Here is a 21,678-nt window from a genome sequence, read left to right as displayed (position 1 = left end):
AAGCATTTTCCTACAGCACTGGTTTCGCGATATCTGGTCCGTCCCATGCTCGCCCGGGACGCCTTCCCTCCTGATTTGCCCGACCGTCCGGTTGCTTCGCTGGCGCGTCACCGGCGCGTGAGCGAACCGCCGGTGTCGCATACCCGTCGCGTGGTCGTCGCGCCAATGTCGCGCGGGTGTCGCGCCGTCGTCGCGAAGGTGTCGCGTTGCAGGCGCCTCATGGTCGCTTCGCGGTCGTTTCCGCCCGGAAACCCCGCAAAACTGTCAACTTCGTCAACCGTGCCCATCGACCACGCCACGAAATCAGTCGAGCTTCGGCTATCGCGGTCCTTAACCCAGCCGCCCCAACGCCGCCTGAAGCCGCGCCGCCTCGGCGGACTTCTCGGCATGGTCCGCCCGCGCCTTCTCCACCGCCTCGGGCTTCGCCTTCTCGGCAAAGGCCGGATTGGACAGGCGGGCGTTGAGGCTGTCGCGCTCCTTCTCCGCCGCGCCGATCGCTTTGGTCAGGCGGGCACGCTCGGCGTCGAGGTCGATCACACCTTCCAGCGGAAGGACGAAGGTCGCCTCATCGACCACGATCTGCAACGCGCCGCCCGCAGGCGCATCGCCGGCGGCACGATCGACCCGCGCCAGACGGCCCAGCACGGCATGCTGCCGCTCCAGCCGCTCCAGCGTGTCGCCATGGGCGTCGCGGACATGCAGCGGCAGCCGCGCTCCGGGCGGGACGTTCAGCTCGGTCCGCGCGGCGCGCAACTCGCTCACCAGCCGGATCAGCCAGTCGATTTCCTTCACCGCCTCCGGATCGAGCGCCCGCGCATCGGCCATCGGCCATTTCGCGGTGATCAGCGGATAGTCGGGCCGCTCGCCCAGCTTCGACCACAGCTCCTCGGTGATGAACGGCATGAACGGGTGCAGCAGCACCTGGATCTGGTCGAGCACCCAGCCCGCCACCACCCGCGTCTCGTCGGCACCCTCAGCGCCTTCGGTCTGCAGCACCGGCTTGATCAGCTCGAGATACCAGTCGCAGAAGCGGCTCCAGGTGAACTGGTAGATCGCGTTCGCCGCCTCGTCGAAGCGATAGTCGGCAAAGGCGAGGTCCATCGCCTGCACCGTCTGCACCGTCTCGGCGATGATCCATTTGTTGACCGCCAGCGTGGCGGCGGGCGGCTCGATCTGCTCGCTCGCGCGGATGCCGTTCGACTGGGCGAAGCGCGCCGCGTTCCACAGCTTGGTCGCGAAGTTGCGATACCCCTCGACCCGCTTCTCATCCATCTTCACGTCGCGGCCCTGGCTTTCCATCGCCGCCATGAAGAAGCGCAGCGCATCCGCGCCATATTGGTCGATCAGCCCCAGCGGATCGACCACATTGCCCTTCGACTTGGACATCTTCTGCCCATCGGCAGCGCGGACAAGCCCGTGGAGATACAGGGTCTTGAACGGCACCTCTTTCATGAAGTGCAAACCCTGCATCATCATCCGCGCATCCCAGAAGAACAGGATGTCGAAGCCCGAGATCAGCACGTCATTGGGATAACGCCCACCCAGCGCCGCATCGCCGCTTTCCGGCCAGCCGATCGTCGCGAACGGCCACAGCGCCGAGGAGAACCAGGTGTCGAGGACGTCAGGGTCACGCTGGAGATGACAAACTCTCTCTGTACTAGCTTCAAAGACAAAGCGCGGCTTGCCGTCTTCGTCCAAAGAATACGCTGGGACGTCAGAGAACTCGACGGTCCAATCGCTTCCATAGTATACTTTGGCCTGCGAGCGAGCTTCCTCTTCGTTCTCAGCAACGAAGATCTGTCTTTGGAGCCTTCCCTCTACAAGCGATCCATCTTCTCTTTTCAAAGGCCCAAACCACGCCGGAATCCGATGGCCCCACCACAGCTGGCGGCTGACACACCACGGCTGGATGTTCTCCATCCAGTTGAAATAGGTCTTTTCCCAGGTCTTCGGCACGATCTTCGTCGCGCCCGAGCGCACTGCATCGATCGCCGGTTTGGCCAGCGTCGCGGCATCGACATACCATTGGTCGGTCAGCCACGGCTCGATCACCACGCCCGAGCGGTCGCCGAACGGCGTCGCGATGGTGCGCGGTTCGGCGTCATGCTCGTTGCCGTCCTTGTCGACATGCGGGATCAGGAAACCCGCTTCCTTGAGCAGTTCGACCACCCGCTTGCGCGCGGCGAACCGCTCCATCCCGATCAGCTCGTCGGGGATCAGCCCGTCGGCGGTCTGCGTGATGTTCGCCTTGGCATCGAGCATGTTGAGCATGTCGCCTGCCTTGATTCCGGCGCGCTTGCCGACCTCGAAGTCGTTGAAATCATGCCCCGGGGTGATCTTCACCGCGCCCGAGCCCAGCTCGGGATCGGCATGTTCGTCGGTAATGATCGGGATCAGACGGCCGGTGATCGGCAACCTGACCTGCTTGCCGACCATCGCGGCATAGCGCTCGTCCGACGGATGCACCGCCACCGCCATATCGGCCAGCATCGTCTCGGGCCGCGTGGTCGCGACCTGAATAAAGCCGCTGCCGTCCGCCAGCGGGTATTTGAGGTGCCAGAAGCCGCCCTTGACGTCGGTCGTCTCGACCTCGAGGTCGCTGATCGCGGTGCCAAGGCCCGGATCCCAGTTCACCAGCCTTTTGTCGCGGTAGAGCAGGCCCTGCTTGTAGAGCTCGACGAACACCTTGAGGACGGCCTTGGAGAAGCCTTCGTCCATCGTGAAGCGCTCGTCCGACCAGTCCATCGAACAGCCCAGCCGCCGCAGCTGCCCGGTGATCGCGCCGCCGCTCTCGGCCTTCCACTGCCACACCTTCTCGACGAATGCCTCGCGGCTGAAGTCGGTGCGCTTCTGCTGCTGTGCGTTGAGCTGGCGCTCGACCACCATCTGCGTGGCGATGCCGGCATGGTCCATGCCCACCACCCAGCGCGCATCCTTGCCCTTCAGCCGCGCATGGCGGACGAGGATGTCCTGCAGCGTGTTGTCGAGCGCATGGCCGATATGCAGCGAGCCGGTGACGTTGGGCGGCGGGTTGACGATCGTCCACGGCTCGGCGCCGGGGCGGTCGGGGCGGAACAGGCCGTTCGCCTCCCAATGCGCATACCAGCGCGATTCGATGTCGGCGGGGTCGAAGGTCTTGGGAAGCTCGCTCATGCCTCGCCCTTAACGGGAGGAGCCATGATGGCAAGATCAGCTGCGGCTGGTGATCCGCGTGATCTCGCGCTGGACCATGTCCTCGACCATCCGCGGCAGATTGGCGTCGAGCCATTCGCGCAGCATCGGGCGGAGCATGTCGCGCACCATGCCTTCCAGCGTGTCGCTGCCCGCCACATCGGGCTTCACGATCATCCGCGACAACTGCTCGAGCGGGCCGCGGGTCGCTTCGGCGGTGACCGGCGAGAGAATCGGTTCGGCGGGCGCGGTGGCTACCGGCGCGGGCGCTGCGGCGGGCTGAGGGGGTTCGGAGGGAGCCGGCTCGCTCAACTCGAGAATCTCGTCATCCTGAGGCATGGGCGCAGCCGCCCGGGCAGCGCGGCGGGGGCGGCCCGTCGCGGCGCTTTCGCCTTCCTCGGCGATGATCCGTTTGATCGAGGACAGAATGTCCTCCATCGACGGTTCGTTACTGATGTCCCCCATTCGTCATTCCCGCGTTAGGGATGTTCCGAAGCCATCACCTGTCGGATTATCCGGGCCGCTGTCAACCTTTAGCGCGGATTTACCGGATCGACCGGCCCGGAAACCGCCGGCGTCTGTGCCGGGCTGCCGGTCGTGCGAGTCGCTTCGGCCTGCGGCTTGGGATTGTCGCGCCAGTCCGAAATGCTGCGGCGGACGCGGTTGTAATTGGCCAGCGGGTCGTAGAGCGGCCCGCCGTCGAGGCCCAGATCCTGCGCCTCGGCGCGGCCCATCGCGGCCAGCACCGCAAAGCCGGCGACATAGGCGTCGCGCTCGGCCTGGACGAGTTGGACCTGCGAATTGAGCAGTTCCTGCTCGGCGTTGAGGATGTCGAGGATGGTGCGCGTGCCCACGCTGTTCTCGGCGCGCACGCCCTCCAGGCTTAGCCGGTTGGCGCTGACCGCAAGCTTGCTGCTCTCGATCACCCGCAATGCGGACTGATACACCGCGAAGGCCGAGCGGGTCTGCGCAATCACGCCGCGTTCGGTCGCGGTGACCTGTTCGATCGCCGCCGACTGGCGCGCCTGCGCCTGACGCACCTGCGCCGCCGGACGGCCGCCCTGGAACAGCGGCAGCGTCAAGTTCACGCCCGCCGAGGTCGCGAAGCCGTCATTGGCGAGGCCCGCGAGACGGCCCGCGGTCCCGACGCCACCGAAGCGGTTGTAATAATCCCCGCCGACGCCGACGCTGACCTGCGGCAAGCGGCTGGCCCGCGCCACATTGACGTCATAGGCCGAGGCATCACGCAGCTTGCTCGCGGCATCGAGCGACGGGTTTTCCGCAAGCGCGACCTGCACCGCCTGGTCGGGATTGACCGGCAGGTTGGGCAGCGGCGGCGGCGGCGCGAGCACGCCGGGCGGCGTGCCAACGATGCGGATATAGTTCTCGCGGCTGCTGATCAGCTGCGCCTCGGCGCCGCGCAGCTGGCTCTCCGAAATGGCGAGCCGCGCTTCGGACTGGGCGACGTCGGTGCGAGTCAGGTCGCCGACCTCGAACCGGTCGCGCGTCGCCTGCAAATTGACGCCGAGCACGCGGGCATTCTGCTGGTTGAGGCGAACGATTGATTCGTCGCGAAGCACGTCGAGATAGGCCGCGACGACGTCGCTGAACAATTGCGTCTCGGCTGTGCGCAGCCCGGCACGGCCGGCTTCGACACGAGTTTCGGCGGCGCGGATGGAGTTGCGCACCGCCCCACCCGAAAAGACCGGAACGCTCAGACTGACGCCCGCGGCGCCGGTGCGGGGCGAACCCACGCCGGACCCGTCGCTGTCATAGAGATTCTCGTTGTAGCTGGCGCTGGAATTGACACCGGGCAGCCCGGCGGCGCGGGCGATCGGTACCGTCTCGTCGGTGGCACGCAGATTGGCGCGCTCGCCGGTGATGTCGGGGTTGGTGTTGTAGGCCTTGACCATCGCCTCGCGCAGCGTCTCGGTCGGCGCGGGCGCCTGCACTGCGGCGGGCGCCTGGGCCTGCGCGATCGCAGGCAGCGCGAGGCCGGCGGCGCTGACGCCGGCGAGGAAGTGGCTCAGTCGCATGATTGGCTGCATCTCTCTCAGAACTGGAAACCGCGCGGACGCTCGAAGCCCGGCAGCACGACGCATTCGCTGTCGACGAATGGCGACAGGCCATAGCCCGCCTCCGTGCGGATACCCGACGCCAGGCGCGTGACGCCGCGGTCGGCCACGCCCGTCACGATTCGCCCGCCCGGCCTGACCTGCTCGATCAGCGCATCGGGCAGCTGCTCGACCGCGCCGTCGACCACGAGGACGTCATAGGGTGCATTTGCCGGCGCGCCCTCGGCGAGCGGGGCCTCGACCACTTCCGCCATGTCGCCGAGCGCCGTGCGGGCGGCGGAAGCCAGCTCGCCGTCGCTCTCGACCGCGACGACACGGGTTGCGAGCCGGGCCGCGACCGCGGCGGTGTAGCCGCCGGCCACGCCAATCACGAGCACGGCATCGCCCGGCTTGATCGCGGCTTCGGTCAGCAGCAGGCCGGTCGCCAGCGGCGGGTTCTGCGCACGCCCGTTGCCGAGCGGCAGCGAGCGGTCGCGATAGGCCAAGGCGCGCTGCGATTCGGGGAGGAATTTCTCGCGTTCGACCTGCGCCATCGCCGCGACGACGCGGGCGTCGCTGACGCCGCTGGTGCGCAGCTGGCTCGCCACCATCGAGTGGCGGGCGGCTTGCAGATCGAGGGCCGGGGCAGTTGCGGTCATTGTCACTCCGCCTTCTCGCACAACCGTATTAGTCGTGCAACACAGTTAGTCGTTCGTCGCGCTTCTATCCTGTGCTGCGGCGCACGCCAAGCGACACGACGCGCAATTTTCGCAACAGCGGTTGACATCAATCGCGGCCCCGCGCATCTGCCCGCACTCGCTCCAGACGGCCCGATGGCGGAGTGGTTACGCAGAGGACTGCAAATCCTTGCACGCCGGTTCGATTCCGGCTCGGGCCTCCAGCTTCCTTCATGGTCATTCCTCGCGCGGCGGCGCGGTCAGGTCCATGAAGTTGCGCGCCGCCTCGCGGTCGGCCGCATTCTCGAACGCGACGTCCAGATCGGGTGCGGCGCCGAGCATGTGCAGCACGGCCCACAAGGCGAACCGGCGCGCGCGGTCCTGTTCGAGTCCGAGATCGACGCGCATCCGCTCCGCGCCGGCGTCCAGCGCGGCGGGCGGGATCGCCGCAAGATCGGCTGTGCCGAAGTAGCGGCGCAACTGATCGTCGAAGTCCATTACTCCGCGGCCTCGGCCGGGCGTTCCTGCTCCGGCGCCTCGGCGTGGCTGGCGAGCAGTTCGACCGGCGGGATCGCCTCGATCTCGCGTGTGCCGGTTTCGATGTTGAGATCCTTGAGCTTGCGCGCCGAGACCATCGCGCGGGTTTCCAGGCTGCTGGCGAAGGTGTTGAAGTTCTTGACCGCGCTGTTGAGACCGCTGCCGACGAGGCGCAGGTCGCCGAGCGCTTTGGCGAGCCGGTCGTACAGTTCCTTGCCCAGCTCGCCGATCTGGCGCGCCTCCTTGGCGAGTTTTTCCTGCCGCCATACCGCCGCGACGGTGCGGGCGATGGCGATGAGGTTGGTCGGCGTCGCGAGCAGCACACGCTTTTCGAACGCGAAATCCCACAGCTGCGGATCATGTTCGAGCGCGGCGGACAGGAAATGCTCGCCGGGGACGAACATGATGACATAGTCGGGGGCGTCGTCGAACTGGTTCCAATAGGCCTTGTTACCAAGCGCGTTGACGTGGTTCTTCATCGAGATCGCATGGGCCGTGAGGCCGGCGAGACGTTCGGTTTCGTCGACCGCGCCGAACGCGTCCTGATAGGCATTGAGCGACACCTTGGCGTCGATCACCAGCGCCTTGCCGCCGGGCACATGGACGATCGCGTCGGGGCGCAGGCGCCCGCCATCCTCCCCCGCCACGTTTACTTCCAAGTTGAAGTCGGTGTGTTCGGACAGGCCGCAGGTCTCGAGCACGTTCTTGAGCTGCTGCTCGCCCCAGCGGCCCCGCGACTTGGGGGCGTTGCGCAGCGAGTTGACCAGCTTCGCAGCCTCGCTGCTCACGCGCTCCTGACCGATCCGCATCTGCTCGATTTGGCCCTTGAGGTCGCCGAACGCGTCGCGGCGCTCGGCCTCGACCTTGGCGACCCCCTCCTCGTAGCGCTGGAGGCGTTCGTTGACCGGCTGGAGCAGCGCCTTGAGGTTCTGTCCGGCGGTCGTTTCGGATTGCTTGAAGCGGTCCTCGGCGCGTTTGAGGAACGCTTCCTGCGTTTCGGCGAGCATCTGGCTGGCGGTTTCGCGGAACTGGCCCGCCATCGCGTCCTTGGCGCCCTTGAACTCGGCGAGGCGCTCCTCGAACCCTTCGGCCTTGGCGCGCAATTCGGTCAGCTGGAGCCGGGCGACGTCGCGTTCGTCGCGAATCGAATCGAGCTGGTCGCGCAGCTCGGGGATTTCCCTCGCGCGTTCCTCAGCCGCTGCCAGATCGGTGATCGCGGCCTTGAAGTCGGCTTCACGTTTGTCGCGCTCCGCCCGAATCTCGGCGACGCGGCGGCTGGCGATGAACCAGCCCAATGCAGCACCCACAAGAACGGCGAAGAGCAAGGCCAGGGCGATTTCGATCGACACGTTCAATCCCGCGGTTGACGAAGTTGACAGTTCTACGGGGGTGTCAGGCGCCGAACGCACCCCCAGCCCTTGCGAAACAGGAACATAGCCTGAACGCAACGATTAGGAAAATGCTTTCGACGCGACAGTGATGCGACGGTGACGCGACACGTTGGCGACACCGACGCGACGCCAGAATCCCGATCAGGCGGCGATGCGGCGCGCTTTTTCGAGCTTCTTCATGATCATCTGGCGCTTGAGGCGCGAGAGGTGGTCGAGGAAGACGATGCCCTGGAGGTGATCCATCTCGTGCTGGATGCAGGTCGCGAGCAGGCCGGTGAAAACCTCGTCATGCGCCTTGCCCTGTTCGTCGAGCCATTTGACGCGGCAGGTGGCGGGGCGATCGACATCGGCGAACTGATCGGGGACCGACAGGCAGCCCTCGGTATAGGTATTCTGGTCGTCGGACGGATCGAGGATTTCGGGGTTGATGAAGACGCGCGGCGCCTTGACCGGCTTGCCCTCCTCGTCCTCCTCCTCCTGCAAGTCCATCACGATGACGCGCTTGGGCACGCCGACCTGAATCGCGGCGAGGCCGATGCCGGGCGCGTCGTACATCGTCTCGAACATATCGGCGATCAGCGCGCGCAGATCGTCATCGACCTGTTCGACCGGCGCGGAGACAGTCTTGAGTCGGGGATCGGGGACTTCGAGGATCTGGAGAATGGCCATGACGGCAATTTAGCCGCCCTGCCCCGCGCCTTCAAGGTCAGGCAACCGGGCGGCGTGCCCGAAGCGCCTGAGCGAGCGTCCCCTCGTCGAGATAATCGAGCTCGCCACCGACCGGCAGGCCGTGAGCGAGCTGGGTCACGCGGACGGGATAAGCCTCGATCCGCTCGGCGATATAGTGCGCCGTCGTCTGCCCCTCGAGCGTGGCGTTCATCGCCAGGACGACCTCGTCGATCCCGCCGCTCGCGACGCGGCTGACCAGCGCGTCGATCGCGAGGTCTTCGGGCCGCACGCCGTCGAGCGCGGAGAGCTTGCCGCCGAGCACATGGAAACGGCCGGGGAACAGTCGTGAGCGTTCGAGCGCCCACAGGTCGGCGACTTCCTCGACTACGCAGAGCTGGCGCGTGTCACGGCGGGGATCGGCGCAGATCGCGCAGGGATCGGCGGTATCGACATTGCCGCAGGTCGAGCAGGTCGCGAGCCGCTGGCTGACCGCGGTGAGCGCGGCGAGCAGCGGATCGAGCGCGGTCTCGCGCTTCTTAAGCAGATGCAGCACCGCGCGCCGGGCCGAGCGCGGGCCGAGGCCGGGAAGGCGCGACAGGGCCTGGGTCAGGGTTTCGATCTCGGGCGAGGCCATTTGCGGGACATAGGGGCTTGCGCCCGCCCCTGCCAAGCGGCGATGGGGCTTAGGGTCTGAACTCAGCTGGAACGAGGATCGAGATCGTCCATGGAAGGCCGCCGACAAGGAGCGCAGCGCAGTCGCGTAGCGGTGCTACGCGCAAGCAAGCAACGCAGATCGGCGGCCTTCCATGGACGACCGCGAAGCGGCGGGCCGAATGTGGCGCCATGCGTCGTTGCGCGTCGGTCACGATGGATGCCCATCGCTCCCTCCTTGCTCCTAGCCTGGTGCCACATTCGGCTCCGTCTCGACCTCGTTCCAGCTGAGTTCAGGCCCTAAATGCGTGTGATCTTCATGGGAACGCCCGAATTCGCGGTGCCTGCGCTCGATGCCTTGGTGGCATCGGGGCATGATGTCGTGGCGGCGTACAGCCAGCCGCCGCGCGCGGGCGGGCGACGCGGGAAAGCGCTGACCCCCTCACCCGTCCATGCACGGGCCGAGGCGCTGGGGATCGAGGTGCGCACGCCGCTGTCGTTCAAGCGCGATCCGGACGCGGTGGCGGCGTTCGCCGCGCTGGAGGCGGATGTGGCAGTGGTCGCAGCTTACGGCCTGATCCTGCCGGTGAGCGTGCTGGAGGCGCCGCGGCTCGGCTGCATGAACGTCCATGCCTCGCTGCTGCCGCGCTGGCGCGGGGCGGCGCCGATCCAGCGGGCGATCCTGGCGGGCGACGCGGAGACCGGCGTCGGGATCATGCAGATGGAGGCGGGGCTGGATACCGGGCCGGTGCGGCTGGAGGGGCGGACGAGCGTTACCGGCAAGACGGCGGGCGAGCTGACTGACGAGCTGGCAGCAATGGGCGCGCGGCTGATGATCGAGGTGCTGGCTGATCCGGCGCGCTATCCGCCGGTGGCGCAGCCCGATGACGGCGTCACCTATGCCAGCAAGATCGACAAGGCCGAAGCGCGGCTCGACTTCGCGCAGCCCGCGCAAGCCGTGCTGCGGCAAGTGCTGGCGTTCAATCCGCCCGGGGCGTTTGTCGAGATCGGCGGTGAACGCATCCGGCTTCTCGCCGCCGAATTGACCGACGGCGACGGGGAGCCGGGCGAGGTGATCGACGACGCGCTGACCATTGCCTGTGGTGCAGGTGCGATCCGGCCGGCGCAAGTTCAGCGTGCCGGACGTGGCGTCATGGCGGCGGGCGAGCTGCTCCGCGGCTTTCCGATCCCGGCGGGCACACGACTTTGACGCGGTTCGCGCTCACCATCGAATATGACGGCCGCCCGTTCATGGGCTGGCAGCATCAGGATCACGGGCCGTCGGTGCAGCAGGCGATCGAGGACGCGCTGCATGCGATCACCGGCGAGAATGCGCTGGTCCATGCCGCGGGCCGCACCGATGCGGGCGTGCACGCGCTGGCGATGCGCGCGCATACGCAGATCGAGAAGGACATCGGCGCGTTCCGGCTGATGGAAGCGCTCAACGCGCGGCTGCGGCCCGCGCCGGTGGCAGTGCTGGCGTGCGAGGCGGTAGCGGACGACTGGCATGCGCGCTTTTCGTGCGTGGCGCGGCATTATGTTTACCGCATCGTCAACCGCCGCGCGACGCTGACCTTCGACAAGGGATTGAAGTGGCGTGTGCCGGCGGAGCTTGACGCCGGGGCGATGCATGAGGCGGCGCAGCTGCTGGTGGGGTTGCATGACTTCACCACCTTCCGCTCGGCGCATTGCCAGTCGGCCAGTCCGGTCAAGACGCTCGACCGGCTCGATGTGATGCGCGAGGGCGACGAGGTCGTGATCCACGCATCGGCGCGCTCCTTCCTGCATCATCAGGTGCGGTCGATGGTCGGCTGCCTGGCGATGGTCGGGCGTCGGCAGTGGAGCGCAAACGATCTGGCCGAGGCGCTGGCGGCGAAGGATCGCGCCCGGCTTGGCCTCAACGCGCCGCCGGACGGACTGTATTTCGTGCGGGCGGATTATCCCTGACGGCTAAATTTGGCGGCCAGTTCGGCATGGGTCGACCAGCGGAATTGACCCACCGGCAGCACCCAATCGAGCCGGTAGCCGCCTTTGCAAAGTGTTTCAGCATCGCGCGAGAAGGTGCTGGGATTACACGATACATAGGCGATCACCGGCACCTTTGATGCGGCTAGGTGCTCGATTTGCTCTTTCGCCCCGGCACGCGGTGGATCGAGGACGACCGCGTCGAACCGGTCGAGTTCCTGCGGCACCAGCGGACGGCGGAAGAGGTCGCGATGCTCGGCGAAGACCTGGCGTCGCGCCCGCGCGGCGGCGGCCTTGAGCGACAGGATCGCGTCGCGGGCGCCCTCCCCGGCATAGACTTTGACCGCCGGGTCGACCGACAGCGCGAAGGTGCCGAGTCCGGCGAACAGATCTGCGACCGTCTTCGCGCCGCCGATCGCCTCGCGCACCGCGCCGGTCAGCGCTGCCTCGCCTTCGGGTGTCGCCTGGAGGAAGCTGGCCGGGGGGAACGGCACGGACACGCCGTTGAAGCTGACCGTGACCGGCTCGGGCTCCCAGCGCGGTTCGGGACCGAGACCATCGTCGATCGCGAGTCGGGCAAGGCCGTGACGGCGGGCGAAGGCAGTGACTGCTTCGACCGCGCCGAGATTGTCGGTGGCGAGGCCGTCGATCAGCACGTCCGGACCCTGATCGGTCAGCGTCAGATGGACGTTGACGCGGCGGCTGGCGGGCAGATGCGCGGCGAGCAACCCGCGCAACGGCTGAAGCAGCGCGAACAGCCGCGGATCGAGAATCTCGCATTGCTGGAGGTCGATCAGCCGGTGGCTCGACTGTTCGGTGAAACCGAGATGCACCTGCCGTCCGCGCCGCTCGGCATGCAGCGCGGCGCGGCGGCGGGTGCGCGGGGGCGAGAGCATCGGCGCGCGGATTTCGGTCTCGACGCCATGCTGGGCGAGCACGCCGGCGATGCGGGTGGTCAGGAACGCGGCATAGGCCGAATCGTCGAGATGCTGGAGCTGGCAGCCGCCGCATTCGGGGAAGTGGCGGCACGGCGGCGGCTGGTGACGCGGCCCCGGCGCGACGCTGCCATCGGCGAGCAGCCGGTCGCCCGGCGCGGCGAGCGCGGCGTGCCGCCCGTCGGCGGTGACGCCGTCGCCGCGCGCGGCGATGCGGACGATCTCGTCATCCATGCGCGCGCTCCAGGGCATAGGGCAGCGCGTCGGCGAGTTCGTCGGCGAGGAAGCAGCGGTTCAGCATGTTCGCGGCGGTAGCATGAAGCCATGTCCCGGCCGAAGCGGCTTCGAACGGCGCGTGATTTGCCTGCGCCAGCATCGCACCGATCGCGCCAGCGAGCACGTCGCCGGTGCCGGCCACCGACAGCCACGGCGTTGCGGCGGGCAGGACGTTGGCCCTGCCATCGGGGCTGGCGATCACCGTATCCGCGCCCTTGAACACCAGGACGGCATTGCTGCGCCGCGCCGCGGCCTGCGCCCGCACGATCTTGCTTCCTTCCTCTTCACCGAACAGCGCCGCGAACTCGCCGGCATGCGGGGTCAGCACGGTGGGCGCTTGCCGAGCGTGCAAGCGGCCGGGATCGAGCAGATGCAGTGCATCGCCGTCGATTACCAGTGGGTGCGCGGTGGCCAGCGCTACGTCGAGCTTTTCGCGTGCGCGGTCGTCACGGCCGAGGCCCGGTCCGACGACGACGGCGCCGATCCGCTCGTCGGCAAGCGCGTCCGCACTCCACCGCTGCCGGACGATCGCATGCGGTGGGTGCGGCAGGCCGCCGGTGAGCAAGAGCACATAGCCGGCGCCGGCGCGATACGCTGAGAGCGCTGCCAGCTCCGAAGCGCCGTGCATCGGCCCGCCGACCACCGCGACCATCCCGCGGCTGTATTTGTGAGTAGAGGGCTGCGGTTTGGCGATCGACGGCGTGCTCGTGCGAGCAACGCTGGCTGGTATATCGGCACGGTCCAGACCGATATCGACCACGCGCACCGCGCCGCATCGGGAAGCGCCGGGGTGGAGGACATGCGCCGGCTTGAGCGCGCCGAGTGCAAGTGTCACATCGAACGGTGTGACCGCGTCGGAACCAAGATTCTCTCCCGTGTCGCTGTTCAGGAAGCTCGGCACATCGACTGCGATCGCGAGCCTTGCAGATGGGGCGAGCGCCTCGATTTTACGCGCGACCGTGGGATCGAGCGGCCGCGACAGACCGGTGCCGAACACCGCATCGACGAAGACAGCCGAACCAGCGGCAATCGCATCGGAAAACGGCTCGACCGGACCGTTCCACCGCGCGCGCGCCTGCGCCGCAGCGTCGGTGCGGGGCTCGGCCAGCGCGGCGACTCGCACCGCCATCCCGCGCCCGGCGAGCAAGCGCGCCGCGACATAGCCGTCGCCGCCATTATTCCCCGGGCCGCACAGGATCAGCACATCCGAACCGGCGGCGAGCCGGTGCACCCACTCGGCGATGCCGGCCCCGGCGCGCTCCATCAGTTCACCGACGCTCGATCCCGCGGCGATCAGCCGGCCTTCCGCGGCGCGCATCTGTGCCGCGGTGAGAATCGGATCGCCGGGAACGATCATTTCGCCGTATCGCGAACCGTGGCCGGCAGGCGGTAGCGGGCGTCTTCGATCGAAACCTCGATCGCATCCTTGTCGATCACCGACACCTTCGCTTCGACCGCGCCATCGGCCGCGATCACGCCGCGCCCGTCGGTGGCCACGCGCAGGCGATGGAAGCCGCCATCGGGATGGCGGATCGTCAGGATCAGGCCGTCCTGCGTCTGGCTGCGGTCAATCGTGCAGACCATGTCGAACGCGCCGGATCCGCCGAGCGCACACGGCACGCGCCCCTCGGCGGCGGCACGGGCTTCCTCACCGCGCTTGATCGCGGCGGCGTCGGCCTTGGTCTGAACCTTCTGCTCGCAACCCGCCAGCGCGACGCCGGCGAGCAATAGTGCGCTAGATATCCGCGTAGACATGCGTCTCTGATTTGGCCCCGGGATGCGTTACCGCCCCCTGATAGGCCGGACCGACATTCTGCGCAAAGCGCCACAACGCACCCGACTGGTAGTTGTTGGTACGCGGCTGCCATTTCGCGCGGCGCTCGGCCAGCACGTCGTCCGCGACGTCGAGGTCGATCGTGCCAGCCTCGGCATCGATACGGATGGTGTCGCCATCCTCGACCAGCGCGATCGGGCCGCCCTCGGCCGCTTCGGGGCCGACATGGCCGATGCAGAAGCCACGCGTCGCGCCGGAGAAGCGGCCGTCGGTGATCAGCGCCACCTTCTCGCCCATGCCGAGGCCATAGAGCGCGGCGGTGGTCGAGAGCATCTCGGGCATGCCGGGGCCGCCCTTGGGGCCGACATAGCGGATGACGACGACTTCGCCATCGTTAATGCCGCGCGATTCGACCGCGGCGAAAGCGTCTTCCTCGGTGTCGAAGCAGCGCGCGGGGCCTTCGAACTGGAGGCGGTGCATGCCGGCGACCTTCACGATCGCGCCGTTGGGAGCGAGCGAGCCGCGCAGACCGACGACGCCGCCGGTCGGGGTGATCGGCGACTTGACGTCGTAGATCACCTTCTGGTCCGGGTTCCACGTCACCTGATCGATATTCTCGCCCAGCGTCTTGCCGGTGACGGTAAGGCAATTGCCGTCGAGCAAGTCGTTGGCGAGCAGCGTCTTCATCAGCATGTAGACGCCGCCGGCCTCGTACATGTCCTTGGCGACGTACTTTCCACCCGGCTTGAGGTCGGCGATGTACGGCGTCGTCTTGAAGATCTCGGCGACGTCGAACAGGTCGAACTCGATCCCTGCCTCATGCGCCATTGCCGGCAAGTGCAGCGCGCCGTTGGTCGAGCCGCCGGTCGCGGCGACGATGCGCGCGGCGTTGATGAAGGCTTCACGCGTGCAGATGTCGCGCGGCCGAATGTTCTTCTCGAGCAGTTCCATCACCTGCCAGCCGGCGGCGACGGCGATCTGTTCGCGGCTGGTATAGGGCGCAGGGACCATGTTGCTGTTGGGCAGCGACAGCCCGATCGCCTCGCCGACACAGGCCATGGTGTTGGCGGTATATTGCCCGCCGCACGCGCCGTGACCGGGGCATGCGACCTTTTCGAGCGCGTGGACTTCGCTGATCGGGCAATTGCCCGCGGCAAACTTGCCGACCACCTCGAACACGTCGACCACGGTGACGTCACGGCCTTCATAGCGGCCGGGCAGGATCGAGCCGCCATAGACGAAGATCGACGGGATATTGAGGCGCAGCATCGCCATCATCATGCCGGGCAGCGACTTGTCGCATCCGGCGAAGCCGACCAGCGCGTCGTAGCAATGACCGCGGACGCTGAGCTCGACCGAGTCGGCGATGACCTCGCGGCTGGCGAGCGAGGACTTCATCCCGTCATGACCCATGGCGATGCCATCGGTTACCGTGATCGTGTTGAAGCGGCGCGGCATGCCGCCATTGTCGATCACGCCCTTGCGCGCGGCATCGGCCTGATAGTCGAGCGTGGTGTTGCACGGCGCGCTGTCGTTGCCGGCGCTGGCAAGCGCGACGAACGGCTTGGCAATGTCCTCTTCGGTGAGGCCCATCGCATAATAATAGCTGCGGTGCGGCGCGCGCTCGGGGCCGACGGAGACATGGCGCGACGGCAGGCGGGATTTGTCGAAACGATCGGTCATCGAGCGCCTATGAGCCTCGCCAGCCCCCTTGCGCAAGGTGGTCGCGCACGCTTGTTACTAAATGTGAACAACTTTCCGTCCAGCGTGTTGCGCCAGCCGCATCAGCGATCAGATCGTTGCGGATTTCGAGGCCGAGATAGGGGATGCCATTCGCTTCGGCATGGCGATTCATCGTCGCGTTGAGCACGCGGCCCGAATAGGGCTGATTGTCGCCGGTGACGATGCCGGCGGCGGTCAGATGCGCGATGCCCAACCGCGACGCGCGCGCGTCGCGGTTGTAGAGGATGCCGATTTCCCACGGACGGTCGTTACCGTCATGCAGTTCGAGCCGGGGCGTGAAGCTGTGCACCGAAACGAGCAGATTTGGGCGGCGCGCGCGAATCTCAGCTGCGATGGCGGCGTGATAGGGCGCGTGGAAGCGGGCGATGCGCTCGGCGCGGTCGGCGGCGGTGTTGTTCGATATGTGGTGGCCATCGCTGACGTGCGGGATCAGGCCGGGGCTGTCTGATTCGCGGTTGAGATCGATCACGAGCCGCGAGACGGTGGCGAGGATGGCCGGGGCTGACAGCCCGGCGGCGAGCCGTTCGGTGACAGCGGCAGCGCCGATATCGACCGCGATATGCTTGCCGAGCAGCGCTGGATCGATGCCGAGATCGACGTCGGGCGGCACCGCGTTCGACGCATGATCGCACAGAATGAGGATGTCGGCGGTGCCGTCGATCACGCGGGGCGCGGTCATCGTTTGCCGCTCAGAAAGGCGTTCAGCCGCTCGCCGAACGCCACCGAGCCGAACGCGTCGTCGAACGCCGCGTCATGCCCGGGCGCCGCGGGGTCACGCAGCACGCGCTTGAGCTTGGTGACTGCTTCCGGAACGTTGGCGGCGATGGCGTTGGCCAGTTCATGCGCCCTCGGCACAGCATGCGCGGCGCGGACATGCGCGAGACCGCTGGCAAAGGCCGCATCGGCATCGATCCGGTCGCCGGTGAACAGCATCAGCGCCGCGGAGCTCTCACCCACCCGCGCCTTCAAGCGCGCGACGTCGGTCGCCGGGTAGGACAGGCCGAGCTTGGCCGGCGTCGTCGCGAAAACCGCATTGTCTCCCGCCACCACGATATCGCAGGCGAGCGTCAACGCGACCGCTGCGCCGAAGCAGCCGCCATCGATCGCGGCGATCACCGGCATGGGCAGCGCGGCGACGGCCTCGATCCCAGCGGCCATCGCTTCGCGAAAGCGGATACGGAGCGCAGGGTCAGCGACCAGGCTGCGAAATTCGGCGAGGTCGGCGCCGGCCGAGAAGGCGCCGGACAAAGCGGAGGTCAGGATGACGGCGCTCGGGTCCGACCGCGCGATTTCCGACGCTGCGGCCGCCAGCGCTTCCCAGCCTGCGATGGGAATGGCGTTGCGCGCACTGCCGCGGTCGAGCGTGAGGACGGCGATGCGATCGGCGAGCTGCCAGCAGATCATCGTCCGCCTCGAAGAGGGGGATGGCGCCCGCATCCGGTAATCCGGAGCGGGGGCCATCCGCGGACGTCTCGCTCCCGGCGCATGATCCGCTTGCTGACATCAGCAAGAACAGGGCCAAGCGCGTTTCGCAAGGGGCGTGCGGGGCCGCGGAGCGCGTCTTGCCTCGCTTTGGGACGTACAGGTGTCACGACAGTGCCGTTTCGAGACACCACCAGCGCGGTTGCGCCGCGGCGACCGCTCCAGCGGCAGCGGTGCGCGCAGCGGGGCTGTCGAACAGCGCGAAGCAGGTCGCGCCCGAGCCGGACATTCGGGCGAGGATCACACCCGGCTGTTCACCCAGCAAGGTCAGCGCTTCCCCGATCACCGGTGCGATAGCGCGCGCGGGCGGCTCGAGATCGTTGCGCCCGGCTTGGGCACGGTCGAGCAGGCCGCCTTGACCGAGTCCGCCCCGGTCGATCCCGTCCCATGCGGCGAATACGGCGCCGGTGGACACTGCAACGCCGGGATTGACCAGCAGCCCCGGGGTGCCCGGCGCACCGTCGATCCATTGCAGCTGCTCCCCGCGCCCGCTGCCGATGGCGGAACGGCTGTAGAGACAGGCCGGTACGTCCGAACCGAGCGCATCGGCGCATTCGAACAGCCGCGGGTCATCGATTGCTGTGCCGTGGCGGCGCGCCAGCAGCCGCAAGGTCGCGGCGGCGTCGGCGGACCCGCCGCCCAGGCCGGACGCGACCGGCAGGTTCTTGGTCAGCGTGATGCGCCCAGCCGGCGCGGTGCCAAAGGCGGCGCCGAAGCTCGCGGCCGCGCGCGTGACGAGATTGTCGGCCTCAGCCGCCAGCGCGCCAGCGAAGGGGCCGTTGACGGCAAAGCCTTTGCCGGCCTCGTCCAGCTCGACCGAGTCACCATCCGCGACGAAGGCGAACAGCGTTTCGAGTTCGTGATAACCGTCGCCGCGCCGCCGCCGGACGTGCAGCGCGAGATTGAGCTTGGCGGGGGCAGGCTCGGTGAGAGTCAGCGCGATGCCATCCGCTGATCGGTGCGCGCACCGACCCAGCGCCCGACCTCGGTGCCCTTGCGTGCTGCGGGCGTGTCGGTCTTGAGCCCCTCGGATAGCTTGCCGGCGAGGCGCGACTGCTGCTCGCCCTCGGCATAGAGCGCGGCGGCGCGCCAGGCATAGCGCGCCTCGAAACGGCGGCCCGCCTTCCAATAGACGTCGCCGAGATGCTCGTTGATCGTCGGGCTCGACGGATTACCCTGCGCGGCGCGCTCCAGCAGCGGCAGCGCCTTCGCGTAATCGCCGCCACGGAAATAGGCCCAGCCGAGCGAGTCGGTGATCGCGGGGTCGTCGGGCCGCAGGGCGCTCGCGCGTTCGAGCAGCGCCCGTCCTTCGGCGACCTTTTCCCCGCGATCGACCAGCGCATAACCGAGATAATTGAGCGCGACCGGCTGTTCGGGGCCGAGTTCGACCGCCTTGCGCAATTGCGGCAGCGCCGCTTCCCATTGCCCCGAGCGTTCGAGCGCGCCGCCGAGTTGCAGGTGATAGATCCAGCTGGCGCCATTGCCGGCCTCGGTTAGCACGGCGGCATAGACCCTGGCCGCCTCCGCCTCACGGCCCGCTTCCACCAGAAGATCGGCGTAACGCTGACGGTCTGTGATGCTCGCGCCGCCACGTGTGGCCAGAGCGGCAGCGATGCCGAGCGCGGTCGCGCTTTCGCCGCGCGCCTTGATCAGATCGATCCGCTCGGTCTGCGCGGCGGTGTAAAAGGCGCTGTCCTTGCGCACGGCATCGAGCGTCGCCAGCGCGCTGCCATAGGCTTCCTCGCCAGTCAGCGCCTCGGCGAGGAGCAGGCGCGCGCGGTCGTCGCCGGGATCGAGCGACAGCGCGGCGCGCGTCAGCAGGATCGAGAGCGCTTCGGTCTGCTGGTCGGCGAGATCGGCGGCAAGCCGGGTGAATGCACGGCTCGCGCCGAATGCCGGGCCGGGCTTGACGCCGCGGCGCAGATTGGCGCGCAAGCCGGCGAGATCGGCATCGTCGCCGTCGAGCAGCGCCAGCGCGGCCTTGCGTTCGCCCTTCGCCACGAGCAGCGTCGCCGCGTTCCAGCGCAGGTCGAGATTGCCGGCCTCGGCGATCATCGCGGCACGCAGCGCGGCCAGCCCCTCATCGGTGCGGTTCGAGGCGATCAGCAACAGCGCGCGATGTTCGGCGATGTAGCGGCGGCTCAGCCCGCTTTCCTTGACATTGTCGAGGATCGCGAACGGATCGGCGCCGCGGTCATAAGCGAGCCAGGCGCGGACCACGGGGGCAAGGAAATCGAGCGGTCCGGCCCCGATCCGGCCCAGCGCGTCGTCCGCCGCGGTGCGGTTGCCGGTACGGATCGCATCGGCCAGGTCGAGGATCGACACGTCGGCGGGCGCGACATCCGACCGGGTCAGCACCGCCGCCGCGCGCCTCGCCAGCACCAGATCGCCCGAAGCGAGCGCGTTGCGATAGGCGCGGATCGCGACGACCTCGTCCCCCGGCGCCGCCGCCATCGCCGCGGCATAGCCCGCAGCGGCCGCATCGACCGCACCGTCCGCCGCCGCTGCGCGCGCGCGGACATAGGCGCTGGTGTCGGCATGCGCGACGGCAGGCGCGCAGACGGCGATCACCGCCAGCGGCAGGAACAGGCGCTTACATATTGGGATAGTTCGGCCCTCCGCCGCCCTCGGGCACCACCCAGTTGATGTTCTGGGTGGGGTCCTTGATGTCGCAGGTCTTGCAGTGGACGCAATTCTGCGCGTTGATCACGAACTTGGGATCGCCCGCCTCCTCGCCGACGATCTCGTACACGCCGGCCGGGCAGTAACGCTGCGCCGGCTCGTCATAGAGCGGCAGGTCGTACTCGACCGGAATGTCCGGGTCCTTGAGCGTGAGATGGACCGGCTGGTCCTCCTCGTGATTGGTGTTCGACAGGAACACCGACGACAGGCGGTCGAAGGTCAGCACGCCGTCGGGCTTGGGATAGTCGATCGGCTTGACCAGATCCTTGCGCCACAGGCTTTCATTGTCGGGATGATGGCCGAGCGTGAAGGGCATCTTCACGCCCCAGCTTTCGAGGAACATGGTGACGTTGGCGAGGCCCGAGCCGATCAGGTCGCCGAACTTCTTGACCAGCGGCACGACGTTGCGGACGATGCTCAATTCCTTGTGCATCCAGCTCGCTTCGAAGCCTTCGGTATAGGCAGTGAGTTCGTCGCTGGTGCGATCGGCCTGAACCGCCGCGAACGCCGCTTCGGCGGCAAGCATGCCGCTCTTCATCGCGGTGTGCGTGCCCTTGATGCGCGGCACGTTGAGGAAGCCGGCGCTGTCGCCGATCAGCACGCCGCCGGGGAAGGTCAGCTTGGGGATCGACTGGAGGCCGCCGTCGCTGATCGCGCGCGCGCCGTAACTGATGCGCTTGCCGCCCTTGAGTATCTCGGCGATCGCCGGGTGCGTCTTCCAGCGCTGCATTTCCTGGAAGGGCGAGAGATAGGGGTTGGTGTAGTTGAGCCAGGTGACGAAGCCGAGCGCGACCTGACCATTGGCCTGGTGGTAGAGGAAGCCGCCGCCGTTCGATCCTTCGGTCTCGTTGAGCGGCCAGCCCTGCGTGTGGATGACGCGGCCGGGCTGATGCAGCGCGGGGTCGATGTCCCACAGCTCCTTGATACCGAGACCATAGACTTGCGGCTCGACGCCTTCGCACAGGCCGAACTGGCGCTGGATCTGCTTGGAGAGATGCCCGCGCACGCCCTCACCGAAAAAGGTGTAGCGCGCGTGCAGCTCGAGGCCGGGCTGATAATCGTGCTTGTGCGTGCCGTCGCGGGCGACGCCCATGTCGCCAGTGGCGACGCCCTTTACCGATCCATCTTCATTGTAGAGGATTTCGGCGGCAGCGAAGCCTGGGAAGATCTCGACGCCGAGGCCCTCGGCCTGCTCGGCGAGCCAGCGGCACAGGCTGCCGAGGCTGCCGGTGTAAGTGCCCTTGTTGTGCATGAAGCCCGGCGTGATGAAGTGCGGGACGCCGATCTTGCCCTTCTTGGTCAGCATCCAGTGCTGGTTGTCGGTCACCGGCACCTGCGCCAGCGGGCAGCCCGAATCACGCCAGTCGGGCAGCAGTTCGTCGAGCGCCTTGGGGTCGATGACCGCGCCCGACAGGATGTGCGCGCCGACCTCGGAGCCTTTTTCGAGGATGCAGACGCTGATCTCGCTGCCCTTTTCGGCAGCCAGCTGCTTCAGCCGAATCGCGGCGGACAGGCCCGCAGGCCCTGCGCCGACGATCACGACATCGTAAGGCATCGACTCGCGTTCGCTCACTTCTTCGTCTCCCCTCGGGACGCGGGCCTGCATGCCGTCGCACGCCGCGCGCGCCCTGTCCCCGCCCCGATGAAAGAAGATTGACGGCGGCGTCAAGG

At 67.7% G+C, this 21,678-nt stretch carries 19 protein-coding genes and 1 tRNA gene; 3 read left to right on the top strand and 17 right to left on the bottom strand.

Going from position 1 to position 21,678, the window contains the following annotated elements; genetic code table 11:
• Positions 1-330 precede the first annotated feature (330 nt).
• The 4 genes from M9978_RS01105 to M9978_RS01090 all read right to left on the bottom strand — a co-directional run bounded on the left by M9978_RS01105 (position 331) and on the right by M9978_RS01090 (position 5,884).
• The gene (locus M9978_RS01105; RefSeq protein ID WP_254290963.1) at positions 331-3,153 is read right to left on the bottom strand and encodes a valine--tRNA ligase; all 2,823 of its coding nucleotides are present in this window, start codon (positions 3,151-3,153) and stop codon (positions 331-333) included.
• A 36-nt stretch (positions 3,154-3,189) separates the two neighbouring features.
• A complete protein-coding gene (locus M9978_RS01100; RefSeq protein WP_254290960.1) occupies positions 3,190-3,636 on the bottom strand; it encodes a DUF2497 domain-containing protein in 447 nt (148 codons plus the stop codon).
• Between the two features lie 68 nt (positions 3,637-3,704).
• A complete protein-coding gene (locus M9978_RS01095; protein WP_254290959.1) occupies positions 3,705-5,207 on the bottom strand; it encodes a TolC family outer membrane protein in 1,503 nt (500 codons plus the stop codon).
• A 17-nt stretch (positions 5,208-5,224) separates the two neighbouring features.
• Entirely contained in the window at positions 5,225-5,884 is a 660-nt protein-coding gene (locus M9978_RS01090) for a protein-L-isoaspartate O-methyltransferase family protein (RefSeq protein ID WP_254290957.1), read from the bottom strand.
• Positions 5,885-6,052: 168 nt separating this feature from the next.
• Here M9978_RS01090 and M9978_RS01085 point away from each other — a divergent pair.
• A tRNA-Cys gene (locus M9978_RS01085) sits at positions 6,053-6,126 on the top strand.
• A gap of 13 nt (positions 6,127-6,139) precedes the next feature.
• On the opposite strand, the gene M9978_RS01080 is transcribed toward M9978_RS01085, so the two are convergent.
• The 4 genes from M9978_RS01080 to recR all read right to left on the bottom strand — a co-directional run bounded on the left by M9978_RS01080 (position 6,140) and on the right by recR (position 9,133).
• Positions 6,140-6,400, bottom strand: coding sequence for a hypothetical protein (locus tag M9978_RS01080; RefSeq protein WP_254290956.1), 261 nt, complete (start codon positions 6,398-6,400; stop codon positions 6,140-6,142).
• Positions 6,400-7,746: a DNA recombination protein RmuC gene (locus M9978_RS01075; RefSeq protein WP_254290955.1), complete on the bottom strand. Its 1,347-nt coding sequence runs from the start codon at positions 7,744-7,746 to the stop codon at positions 6,400-6,402. The genes M9978_RS01080 and M9978_RS01075 overlap by 1 nt, the downstream gene beginning before the upstream one ends.
• Before the next feature lie 225 nt (positions 7,747-7,971).
• A complete protein-coding gene (gene def / locus M9978_RS01070) occupies positions 7,972-8,499 on the bottom strand; it encodes a peptide deformylase (protein ID WP_254290953.1) in 528 nt (175 codons plus the stop codon).
• 37 nt (positions 8,500-8,536) lie between these two features.
• The gene (gene recR, locus M9978_RS01065) at positions 8,537-9,133 is read right to left on the bottom strand and encodes a recombination mediator RecR (RefSeq protein ID WP_254290952.1); all 597 of its coding nucleotides are present in this window, start codon (positions 9,131-9,133) and stop codon (positions 8,537-8,539) included.
• 321 nt (positions 9,134-9,454) lie between these two features.
• On the opposite strand from recR, the gene fmt reads away from it, so the two are divergent.
• Complete coding sequence (gene fmt, locus M9978_RS01060) at positions 9,455-10,360, top strand: methionyl-tRNA formyltransferase (protein ID WP_254290951.1); 906 nt, start codon at positions 9,455-9,457, stop codon at positions 10,358-10,360.
• On the top strand, positions 10,357-11,097 hold the full coding sequence (gene truA, locus M9978_RS01055) for a tRNA pseudouridine(38-40) synthase TruA (protein ID WP_254290949.1): 741 nt from the start codon (positions 10,357-10,359) through the stop codon (positions 11,095-11,097). Before fmt ends, truA begins: the two co-directional genes overlap by 4 nt.
• Here the strand turns inward: truA and M9978_RS01050 are convergent.
• From M9978_RS01050 to M9978_RS01010, 9 genes are all read right to left on the bottom strand, one after another.
• A complete protein-coding gene (locus tag M9978_RS01050; RefSeq protein ID WP_254290948.1) occupies positions 11,088-12,284 on the bottom strand; it encodes a class I SAM-dependent RNA methyltransferase in 1,197 nt (398 codons plus the stop codon). The two genes, truA and M9978_RS01050, sit on opposite strands and share 10 nt — an antisense overlap.
• Positions 12,277-13,683, bottom strand: a complete 1,407-nt coding sequence (locus tag M9978_RS01045; RefSeq protein ID WP_254290947.1) for an NAD(P)H-hydrate dehydratase — start codon at positions 13,681-13,683, stop codon at positions 12,277-12,279. The genes M9978_RS01050 and M9978_RS01045 overlap by 8 nt, the downstream gene beginning before the upstream one ends.
• Complete coding sequence (locus tag M9978_RS01040) at positions 13,680-14,081, bottom strand: hypothetical protein (protein ID WP_254290945.1); 402 nt, start codon at positions 14,079-14,081, stop codon at positions 13,680-13,682. The genes M9978_RS01045 and M9978_RS01040 overlap by 4 nt, the downstream gene beginning before the upstream one ends.
• Positions 14,062-15,783, bottom strand: a complete 1,722-nt coding sequence (gene ilvD, locus M9978_RS01035; RefSeq protein ID WP_254290942.1) for a dihydroxy-acid dehydratase — start codon at positions 15,781-15,783, stop codon at positions 14,062-14,064. The genes M9978_RS01040 and ilvD overlap by 20 nt, the downstream gene beginning before the upstream one ends.
• 7 nt (positions 15,784-15,790) lie before the next feature.
• Positions 15,791-16,522: an N-formylglutamate amidohydrolase gene (locus tag M9978_RS01030; protein WP_254290941.1), complete on the bottom strand. Its 732-nt coding sequence runs from the start codon at positions 16,520-16,522 to the stop codon at positions 15,791-15,793.
• Positions 16,519-17,247 carry an enoyl-CoA hydratase/isomerase family protein gene (locus M9978_RS01025; protein WP_254290939.1) on the bottom strand — a complete coding sequence of 243 codons (729 nt, stop codon included), beginning with the start codon at positions 17,245-17,247 and terminating at the stop codon, positions 16,519-16,521. The genes M9978_RS01030 and M9978_RS01025 overlap by 4 nt, the downstream gene beginning before the upstream one ends.
• 184 nt (positions 17,248-17,431) lie before the next feature.
• Complete coding sequence (locus M9978_RS01020) at positions 17,432-18,262, bottom strand: 4-(cytidine 5'-diphospho)-2-C-methyl-D-erythritol kinase (protein WP_254291297.1); 831 nt, start codon at positions 18,260-18,262, stop codon at positions 17,432-17,434.
• Positions 18,259-19,896 (bottom strand): tetratricopeptide repeat protein, encoded by a 1,638-nt coding sequence (locus M9978_RS01015; protein ID WP_254290933.1) that lies wholly within the window; start codon positions 19,894-19,896, stop codon positions 18,259-18,261. The genes M9978_RS01020 and M9978_RS01015 overlap by 4 nt, the downstream gene beginning before the upstream one ends.
• Positions 19,897-19,918: 22 nt before the next feature.
• Positions 19,919-21,580, bottom strand: a complete 1,662-nt coding sequence (locus tag M9978_RS01010) for an electron transfer flavoprotein-ubiquinone oxidoreductase (protein ID WP_254290932.1) — start codon at positions 21,578-21,580, stop codon at positions 19,919-19,921.
• Positions 21,581-21,678 lie beyond the last annotated feature (98 nt).

This window comes from Sphingomonas tagetis (assembly GCF_024211275.1).
Classification (GTDB): Bacteria; Pseudomonadota; Alphaproteobacteria; order Sphingomonadales; family Sphingomonadaceae; genus Sphingomonas; species Sphingomonas tagetis.
This window is presented reverse-complemented; position numbering and strand designations above follow the sequence as displayed.

What these genes read in the sequence shown, in the direction of transcription:
- M9978_RS01080 (WP_254290956.1), bottom strand. Translation starts at nt 6,400, where the DNA reads ATGGACTTCGACGATCAGTTGCGCCGCTACTTCGGCACAGCCGATCTT.
- M9978_RS01025 (WP_254290939.1), bottom strand. Translation starts at nt 17,247, where the DNA reads ATGATCTGCTGGCAGCTCGCCGATCGCATCGCCGTCCTCACGCTCGAC.
- M9978_RS01100 (WP_254290960.1), bottom strand. Translation starts at nt 3,636, where the DNA reads ATGGGGGACATCAGTAACGAACCGTCGATGGAGGACATTCTGTCCTCG.
- def (WP_254290953.1), bottom strand. Translation starts at nt 8,499, where the DNA reads ATGGCCATTCTCCAGATCCTCGAAGTCCCCGATCCCCGACTCAAGACT.
- recR (WP_254290952.1), bottom strand. Translation starts at nt 9,133, where the DNA reads ATGGCCTCGCCCGAGATCGAAACCCTGACCCAGGCCCTGTCGCGCCTT.
- M9978_RS01105 (WP_254290963.1), bottom strand. Translation starts at nt 3,153, where the DNA reads ATGAGCGAGCTTCCCAAGACCTTCGACCCCGCCGACATCGAATCGCGC.
- M9978_RS01040 (WP_254290945.1), bottom strand. Translation starts at nt 14,081, where the DNA reads ATGTCTACGCGGATATCTAGCGCACTATTGCTCGCCGGCGTCGCGCTG.
- ilvD (WP_254290942.1), bottom strand. Translation starts at nt 15,783, where the DNA reads ATGACCGATCGTTTCGACAAATCCCGCCTGCCGTCGCGCCATGTCTCC.
- fmt (WP_254290951.1), top strand. Translation starts at nt 9,455, where the DNA reads ATGCGTGTGATCTTCATGGGAACGCCCGAATTCGCGGTGCCTGCGCTC.
- M9978_RS01050 (WP_254290948.1), bottom strand. Translation starts at nt 12,284, where the DNA reads ATGGATGACGAGATCGTCCGCATCGCCGCGCGCGGCGACGGCGTCACC.
- M9978_RS01030 (WP_254290941.1), bottom strand. Translation starts at nt 16,522, where the DNA reads ATGACCGCGCCCCGCGTGATCGACGGCACCGCCGACATCCTCATTCTG.
- M9978_RS01095 (WP_254290959.1), bottom strand. Translation starts at nt 5,207, where the DNA reads ATGCGACTGAGCCACTTCCTCGCCGGCGTCAGCGCCGCCGGCCTCGCG.
- M9978_RS01090 (WP_254290957.1), bottom strand. Translation starts at nt 5,884, where the DNA reads ATGACCGCAACTGCCCCGGCCCTCGATCTGCAAGCCGCCCGCCACTCG.
- M9978_RS01045 (WP_254290947.1), bottom strand. Translation starts at nt 13,683, where the DNA reads ATGATCGTTCCCGGCGATCCGATTCTCACCGCGGCACAGATGCGCGCC.